General features: G+C 76.9%; 7 protein-coding genes. 5 read left to right on the top strand and 2 right to left on the bottom strand.

Annotated elements, in window-relative coordinates:
* The coding region (locus ACFWH7_RS15490; protein ID WP_378217557.1) for a glycosyl hydrolase family 65 domain-containing protein at window positions 1–1,628 on the top strand (1,628 nt) is incomplete at its 5' end.
* Between the two features lie 3 nt (window positions 1,629–1,631).
* Here ACFWH7_RS15490 and ACFWH7_RS15485 read toward each other — a convergent pair.
* Window positions 1,632–2,498 (bottom strand): alpha/beta fold hydrolase, encoded by an 867-nt coding sequence (locus ACFWH7_RS15485; RefSeq protein ID WP_378217555.1) that lies wholly within the window; start codon window positions 2,496–2,498, stop codon window positions 1,632–1,634.
* A gap of 125 nt (window positions 2,499–2,623) precedes the next feature.
* Here ACFWH7_RS15485 and ACFWH7_RS15480 point away from each other — a divergent pair, with 125 nt between their 5' ends.
* Both ACFWH7_RS15480 and ACFWH7_RS15475 read left to right on the top strand, forming a co-directional pair.
* On the top strand, window positions 2,624–3,844 hold the full coding sequence (locus ACFWH7_RS15480) for a hypothetical protein (RefSeq protein WP_378217553.1): 1,221 nt from the start codon (window positions 2,624–2,626) through the stop codon (window positions 3,842–3,844).
* A gap of 202 nt (window positions 3,845–4,046) precedes the next feature.
* Window positions 4,047–4,721, top strand: a complete 675-nt coding sequence (locus ACFWH7_RS15475; protein WP_378217551.1) for a histidine phosphatase family protein — start codon at window positions 4,047–4,049, stop codon at window positions 4,719–4,721.
* A gap of 20 nt (window positions 4,722–4,741) precedes the next feature.
* Here ACFWH7_RS15475 and ACFWH7_RS15470 read toward each other — a convergent pair whose 3' ends face one another.
* Entirely contained in the window at window positions 4,742–5,200 is a 459-nt protein-coding gene (locus tag ACFWH7_RS15470) for a DUF6194 family protein (protein ID WP_378217549.1), read from the bottom strand.
* Window positions 5,201–5,239: 39 nt separating this feature from the next.
* On the opposite strand from ACFWH7_RS15470, the gene ACFWH7_RS15465 reads away from it, so the two are divergent.
* Complete coding sequence (locus tag ACFWH7_RS15465; protein ID WP_378217547.1) at window positions 5,240–6,049, top strand: MerR family transcriptional regulator; 810 nt, start codon at window positions 5,240–5,242, stop codon at window positions 6,047–6,049.
* A gap of 156 nt (window positions 6,050–6,205) precedes the next feature.
* Window positions 6,206–8,095 (top strand): glycerophosphodiester phosphodiesterase, encoded by a 1,890-nt coding sequence (locus tag ACFWH7_RS15460; protein WP_378217545.1) that lies wholly within the window; start codon window positions 6,206–6,208, stop codon window positions 8,093–8,095.
* The last annotated feature ends 125 nt before the right edge of the window (window positions 8,096–8,220 follow it).

The raw sequence follows: 8,220 nt of genomic DNA, 5'->3' as shown, positions 1-8,220 counted from the left end.
TGTGTGTTTTTTTTTTATACCCCACCGGCCGCGGGCCGGGGGGGGGCGGGGGGGGGGGGGGCCGCCGGGCCCCCCCCCCCCCGGGGGGGGGCGGCCCGCCCGCGGACGCGCTGCCCGCGCACGCGCACGCGGTGCTCGCCGACGCACGGCAGGCCGGGTGGGACGGCCTCGCGCGCGAGCAGGCCGACGTCCTCGCCGACGTGTGGGACCGGGGCGACGTCGAGCTCGACGGCGACGACGAGATGCAGCAGGCGATGCGGCACTCGCTGTTCCAGGTGGTGCAGGCGGCGGCACGCGTCGAGGGGGTCGGCGTGCGGGCCAAGGGACTCACGGGCACCGGGTACGGGGGGCACGCGTTCTGGGACTCCGAGACGTTCGTGCTGCCCGTGCTCGACCACGTGCTGCCCGGCGCCGCCGCCGCGCACCTGCGCTGGCGGCACGCGACGCTCCACCGAGCGTGCGAGCGCGCGGCCGAGCTCGGCCTGCCGGGCGCGGCCTTCCCGTGGCGCACGATCAGCGGCCGCGAGTCCTCGGGCTACTGGCCCGCCGGGACGGCCGCGTTCCACGTCGCGTCGGCCGTGGCGCTCGGCGCGGCGCGGCACGTCGCGGCGACGCACGACGACGAGCTCGCCCGGGACGTCGCCGTCGACCTCGCCGTCGAGACGGCGCGCCTGTGGGCCGGCCGCGGGCACCACACCGCGGCGGGCTTCCGCATCGACGGCGTGACCGGGCCCGACGAGTACACCGCGGTCGTGGACAACAACACGTACACGAACCTCATGGCGCGCAAGAACCTGCGCGCCGCCGACGAGCTGTGCGCGCGGTTCCCCGAGCAGGCCGCCCGGCGGGGCGTCACCGCGGACGAGCGCCGCGCGTGGCTCCGTGCGGCCGACCGCATGACCGTCCCGTACAACGCCGAGCTCGGCGTCACCGAGCAGTCGCAGGACTTCACGCACCACGCGCACTGGGACTTCGAGGCGACAGGCACGGCCCGGTTCCCCCTCGACGACCACGTGCACTACGTCGAGCTCTACCGCCGGCAGGTCGTCAAGCAGGCGGACCTCGTGCTCGCGCTGCACACCGCGCCCGAGGAGTTCACCGCGGAGCAGCGGCGCAGGGACTTCGACTACTACGAGCCGCTCACCGTCCGCGACTCGTCGCTCTCCGCGCCCGCCCAGGCGGTGGTCGCGGCGGAGATCGGGTACGTCGACCTCGCCTACGCGTACGCGCGCGAGTGCGCGCTCCTCGACCTGTGCGACCTGCGCGCCTCGACCGACGGCGGGCTGCACGTCGCCTCGCTCGCGGGGGCGTGGACCGCGGTCGTCACCGGGATCGCGGGCCTGCGGCACGACGACGGCGCGCTCCGCCTTGCGCCCCGGCTCCCCGCCCGCCTCACGCGGCTCGCGTTCACGGTCCACCACGGGGAGTCGCGCGCCCGCGTCGAGGTCCGGCCCGACGGCGTGACCTACCGGCTCGTGTCCGGGACCGGCCTCCCGCTCGTCCACGACGAGGAGGGGCTCGACCTCACGCCCGACCAGCCGGAGGCCAATCGGCCGCTCCTCCCCGGCATCGCGGACCCGCCGCCCGCCCAGCCGCCGGGCCGCGCGCCGCTGTTCGCCGCCTCGTAGCCGTCAGGCGTCCAGCACGTCGCGCAGGGCCGCGGCGAACGCCGCGGGGTCGTTGTCCGGCGACCACTCGTTGACCATGAAGCCCCCGTGGTCGCCGGGGAAGGTCACGGCCTCCACCCCGAGCAGCCCAGCGAGCGCCGCACCGCCGCGCCAGGCGAGCGTGCCCTCGCCCTGCGCGCTGACCGCGGGCACGACCCGCGTCCCCGACGCCCGCAGCACCGCGCCGTCCGGGGCCCAGCCGGGCATCGTCGCGAGGTTCTTGCCGAGGAGGAGGTCGTCGCGCGACCCGTCGTCTTCGGTCGGGAAGCCGAACATCGCGGGGTCCGGGGCCGGGCGGTCGAGGTAGTCCGCGGGCAGCGGGCCCACGTGGCTCACGAGCGCGACGAACTTCGCCATGGCCGGGCCGAAGCCCTCGCGGCGGTACGTGTCGACGATGTCCGCCTGCACGGTCGTCGCGAGCGCGGCGTCCTCGAGCAGCGGCGTGATCGGCGGCTCGTGCGACACGAAGGTCCGCACGTCGCCCGGGTGGCGCTCGATCCACGACAGCCCGACGACGCCGCCCCCGCTCGACCCGAACACGTCCACCGGGCCCAGCCCGAGCGCGGTCACGACCGCGTGCAGGTCGTCGGCGTGCGCCTCGACCGAGACCTCGCCGTCCGGCGCGAGCGTGCTGCGCTCGGTGCCGCGCGGGTCGTACGTGACGACCACCCGGTCGTCGAGCAGCCCGACGAGCTGCTCGAACCCGGACGCCGCCATGGGCGATCCCATGACGACGACCGGCGGCCGGTCGCCCGCCACGTCCGGCGTCCAGACGTCGTAGGCGATCACCGCACCGGGAACGTCCAGGGTGTAGGTCTTGCGCTCGCTCATGGCAACCTCCGTGTCGTCGTGCCCGCGGTCGTGCACCGGGGCTCCCGAGCGTTCTGACGACGACCGTCCTCGGAACTCATCGCTCGTCGTCGCGACCGGCGCGGGGCTGCCACTACCCTCGCAGGATGCCGTCATCGAGGACCGTCCCCGCCGTCGTCGTCGCCGGAACGCTCACCGCGGTCCTCTGGGTGGTGACGGGCCGCCTCGGGGACTGGTTGTCCGGGATGTCCCACGCGGTGCCGGGCACCGTCGTCCGCGCGCTGCTCCCCCACCCGACCGCGCCCGTCACGGCGGGGGCGCCCGTCTCCGGCAGCACGCTCCTCACCGCCGCGCTCGCCGGGGCGCTGGTCGCCGCCGGCACGCAGCTCGCGGTGCGGCGCCTGCCCGCCGGCACCGGACGGTGGGCGACGTTCCTCGCCGTCTGGTTCTCGACGGTCGCGGCGTCCGCGACCGCCGCGACGGCCGCGTGGTTCGCGGGGGTCACGCTGCCGTGGCGCGCCGACACGATCACCGAGCTCGTCGCGACCGCGCTCGGCGGCTGGTGGGGGCTCGTGAACGGCCTGCTCGTCGGGCTCGCCGTCGTCGTGACGCGCGGGCTGACCGACCGGCGCGACGACCCGGCGGGCACGCGGCACACCCGCGCTCCCGCCACGGTGCGCGCCTGGCCGGCCGCCCTCGCGGCGGGCGCCGCGACGGGCGTGCTCTGGGCGGCTGCGGGCGTCGGGAGGACCGTGCTTCCCGGTGCGGTCGACCCGCAGTCGCCGTGGGGCGTCGCGCGGGACGTGGTGCTGCTGCCGTCCGCACGGCTCGCCGTCGACCGGGACGCCCTCCTCGCCGACCCGGTGCACCTCGCGCTGCCGCTCGGGGTCGCGCTGGCCGTGGGGCTGCTCACCGCGCTCGCTGCGCGCCGGCTGCCCCCGGCGGAGGGCCGCTGGACGCTCCTGCTCTCCGCCTGGTTCGCGTGCGTCGCGGGCGCGGCGCTCGCCGCGGCGGTGCCCGTCGTCGTCTCGACCGTCACCGCCGGCGGCGTCCTGCCCGACGTCGGACGCGCGCTCCTCGTGCTCCAGGCCGGTCTGGCGTGGGGCCTGGTGTGCGGGGTCCTCGTCGCGCCGCTCGCGGTCGTCGTGCACCGGGCGGCCGGGCCCGTTCCGGACGCCGCCGGGGACGCCGAGGACCCGTGGCCCGCGCCCGCCGCGGAGACGACCGTCGACCAGGACGAGCCGGGTGCCGCGACGGAGGCGGACGGGTCGACGACGGAGCCCGCGGACGCGGCCGAGCGCTCGGACGGCTCCGACCGCGAGCGGGCGGCAAGCGCCGAGCGCGACGAGGTCCGCGCGACCGTGTGACGGGGTCCCAGGCGACAGGCCACGGGTCCTCCGGGCCTCCGGGCTGCGGATCCTCGGGGGCGCTGTGCCGCTGCGCGTCCGGCCCACGACGTTCCGTTGGTTGCCACGCGTTCGTCACCGGGACGTCGTCGCCACGACACCGGGACGACCTAGCGTCGGCCGTGACCAGCAGACCGGGACGACCGGAGAGGGCACAGCGACGATGACCCTGACGATCACGCTCGTACGGCACGGGCAGACCTACCTCAACGCACGACGGCACCTCCAGGGGTCGTGCGACTCCCCCCTGACCCGCACGGGGCGCGCGGGCGTGCGCGTCACCGCGCAGCACCTCGCGCGGCACGACTTCGCGGCCGCGTACTCCTCCCCGCAGGGCCGCGCGGTCCTCACCGCGATGGAGCTCCTGCGCCACCACCCCGACCTCTCGCTGACCGTCGACCACGACCTGCGCGAGCTGTCGTTCGGCTCGTACGAGCGGCGCCCGGAGTCGCACCTCGACGCGATCGAGCCGTGGGCGGAGCTCGTGCCGCGCATGCTGGCCGGCACCCACCCCGGCGTGGGCGGCGGCGAGGCCGGCAAGGACTTCATGGCGCGCGTTCGGGCCGTCTTCACGCGCGTCGTCGCGGCGCACGACGACGCCTCCCGCCCCGGTGCGGTGCTCGACCGGCACGTGCTCGTCGTCGGCCACGGCCTCACGCTCGGGGCGTGGCTCGCGACGCTCGACCCGTCCGGGCTCGTCGCGCTCCCGAACGCCTCGGTCTCCACCGTCGAGGTGACCGACGGCGTCCCGCGCATCCTGGCGGTCGGCGTCGACGTCGCCGGGCACGGCCACGTCGCCGCGCGCCCCGCGCCCGCGAGCGCCGCAGTCCCCGCCTGAGGCCGCTCCCCGCGCCGTCGCTACCGCGCGGTGCGGCGGACGGCGCGGGCGCGGGCGTCGTCGTGGGCGGCGCGCAGCAGGTCGAGGACGAGCCCGGTCGTGCGCACGCCCGGGTTCACGACGCACACCCAGCCGAGCGCGCCGTAGACCGGGTGCGGCACGACGACGTCGGTCTCCGCCGCCTCCGACGCCGCCCCGTCGCGGGGATCGGTGCCGACCAGGTCGCGGAACCGGTCGCGCCCCACGTGCACGTTGACCCTCCAGCGACCCTCCTCGTCGAGGCGTGAGGCCGCGTCGTCGGGGTAGTCCTTGGTGACGACCGTGCCGTAGGGCTGCCCGTGCGGGATCTCGCCGTCGGGGGCGAGGTAGAAGAAGTGGTCGCCCCACGCGAGCTCGGGGAACTCGCTGCCGGGTCCCGGCGAGAGCACGAGGACGCCGTCGAGCGACCGGACCGTTCCGAGGATCTGCTCCATACTCATGGTTCGAGTGTGCTCTTGAAGTGCTTGTGGAGGGTTGGCGTGACGATCTCGGTCCGCGGGGCGGCAGCCGGCGACGCGTCGCGGCCGCTGCGGACGGCCGACGTCGCGCGCGCGGCCGGGGGCTCGGTCCAGCAGGTGCGCGACCTGGAGGCCCTCGGCGTCCTGCCGCCCGCCGACCGGTCCACGAACGGGTACCGCGCCTTCGGCGACGAGCACGTCCTGGCCCTGCGCGCGTACCGCGGCCTCGCGTCCGCCGTCGGGCCGGTCGTCGCGCGGCGGGTGCTGCGCGACGCGCGCTCGCTGCCCCTCGACGAGGCGGCGAGCCTGGTCTCCGGGCTGCACGTGACGCTCTCGCGCGAGCGGGACGAGGCGCTCGCCGCCCGGCGCGCGCTCCTCGCGATCCGGGCGGAGGGCGATGGTGCGGCCGGCTCCCCCGGCGGCACGACCGCGGGGACGGCCGAGCCCGACGGGTCGGTCCTCACGATCACGGGGCTCGCCGCCGCGCTGGGCGTCCGGGCGTCGACGCTGCGGTTCTGGGAGCACGAGGGGCTCCTCGCGCCGGAGCGCGTCACGTCGCGAACGGGCGCGGTGTCGGCGCGCCGCTATCCGCCCGCGGCCGTGCGCGAGGCCCGGGTCGTCGCGGCGCTGCGGGCAGCCGGGTACCGAGTCCCGGAGGTCCGCCACGCGATCGACGCGCTCCGCGGGGCCACCGGCCCGACCGACGTGGCCGACCCGCTCGCCGCGCTCGACGCGCGGCTCGCCGCGCTCGCGCGCCGCACGCTCGCGCTGCTGGAGGCCGGGCACGACGTCGCGCGCCTGCTGGCGCGCGTGCCGGGGCCGCCCGGGTGAGGCTCGAGGTGGCGCTCGAGGAAGAGCCCGGGGTGCACGTCGGGGACTCGCGTCCCGTCACCTGGCCGCCCCTCGGACGTCGCCCGGCGTCCACCGGACCGTCATGCGGCATTCGTAGCGTCGCCGGGGCAACCGACCCGACGTTCGGAGGACCCGATGACGACCACCCGACGCCGCGCCGTGCGCGGCACCGCCGCCGCACTGGCAGGAACCCTGATCGCGAGCACGCTCGCCGTGGCGGCGACCACGACCGCGACCGTCCCGTTCGCCGCCCCGGCCGCCGCCGAGCCCGGCGACGTGCTGCTCGCCGAGTCGTTCGACGGCGACACCCTCCCCGAGGGCTGGACGCCCGTCCTCGGCGACTGGCAGGTGCGCGACGGCCGGCTCGTCGGCGACGCGCCGGACGGGTCGTCGCCCGCCCGCATCGTCTTCGGCCAGTCGGCGGAGAACTACCGCCTCGAGGCGACGCTGCGCTTCGAGAGCGTGGACAACGCCTCGCGCTGGGCCGGCGCGATCCTCGACGTCGCGCCCGACGGCGCGGTCCCGTGGTGGCAGGCGGTCCTGCGCAGCACGACGACCGCGCACAACGGCGTCGAGATCGCGCAGCGGACGGCCGCGAACGCGTGGAACGTCCCCTACACGGCGTCGGCCCCGGCGGACGCGGCGACGGGTCGCGACGTGCGCCTGTCCGTCGAGGTGCAGGGTGCCGCGGTCACCTACGCGCTGGACGGGAAGACCCTCCTGGAGGGGCGGATCGACCGGTCGCGGGACGGCGCGCTCGGCTTCGTCACCGCCGGGGCGACCGTGAGCGTCGACGACGTCACCGTCACCGAGATCGAGCCCGCGTCCTACGTCGGCGACGACGGCGAGCTCCCCGCCACCGTCGCACACCGTGGCTACTCGTCGGTCGCGCCGGAGAACACGCTCGCCGCCGTCGCCGCGGGCATGCGCACGGGCGCCGAGTACGTCGAGATCGACGTGCACACCACGGCGGACGGGCTGCCCGTCGTGCTCCACGACCAGACCGTGGACCGCACGACGGAGGGGTCGGGGGACGTCGCCGTGCTGTCCGGCGCGCAGGTCACCACGCTCGACGCCGGGTCGTGGTTCTCCCCCGCGTTCGCCGGGCAGCACCTGCCGTCGTTCGCGCAGGTGCTCGACCTGCTGGAGACCGGCTCGTCGACCCTCCTGCTGGAGATCAAGGGCCCAGAGACGTCCGCCGAGGTCGAGCGCGTCGTGGACATGGTCGTCGAGGCCGGGCTCGAGGACCGGGTGGTCCTCCAGTCGTTCGACGTCGCCGCGCTTCAGTACGCGCGCGAGCACGCGCCGCAGATCCCGCGCGGTCTGCTGCGCGGCTCGCTCGACGCCGACCCCGTCGCCGTGGCGCAGGACCTCGGGGCGGTCATGTACAACCCGTCGGCGACCGCGCTGCTCGCGCGCCCGAGCGTCGTCGCGGACCTCAACGAGGCCGGCATCGCCGTGATGCCGTACACCGTGAACTCCGCGGCCGACTGGGCGCGGCTCACCGAGATCGGGGTCGACGGCGTCATCACCGACCGTGCAGGGGCGTTCATCGGCTGGAAGCAGGCGCGCGAGCAGGACGCGCCGGCCCCCGCCGCGCCGACGGTCGAGGTCGTGAGCCCGGCCGAGGGCGCCGAGGTCGAGCGCGGCGGCACGCTCGTCGTCGCCGCGAGCGCCACGGACGCGGACGAGGTCGTCGTCTCGCTCGACGGCGAGCCGGTCGAGAACGGCGCGGCGATCGCCGCCGCCGACCTCGCACTCGGCGAGCACACCGTCTCCGCGACGGCCCGGGGCGCGGGCGGCGAGGCGACGGCGGAGCGCACCGTCGTCGTCACGGTCACGCCCGAGGGCCTGCGCACCCGGATCGCGGTGCTCGACCTCCCGCCCGGCCAGCTCGTGGGCGCGCTCGCCGCGGTCGAGGAGGGACGCTGGGAGTCGGTGCGGCGGACCCTCGAGAAGTTCGTCGACGACGCGGCGCCGCGCGAGCGCCTGCTCGAGGAGCTCGACCACCTCGCCGGCCGCTGACGCAGCCGCTCGACCGAGCGCTGCGGGAGGGCAGGTTGCCCGGGCTGCGGGGGCCCAGGGGCGGGGCCCCCCCCCGGGGGGCCGGGGGCGGGGCGCCGGGGGAGCGGGGCGCCCCACGCCGGCGC

It is taken from the genome of Cellulosimicrobium cellulans, from assembly GCF_042723955.1.
Classification (GTDB): Bacteria; Actinomycetota; Actinomycetes; order Actinomycetales; family Cellulomonadaceae; genus Cellulosimicrobium; species Cellulosimicrobium cellulans_H.
This window is presented reverse-complemented; position numbering and strand designations above follow the sequence as displayed.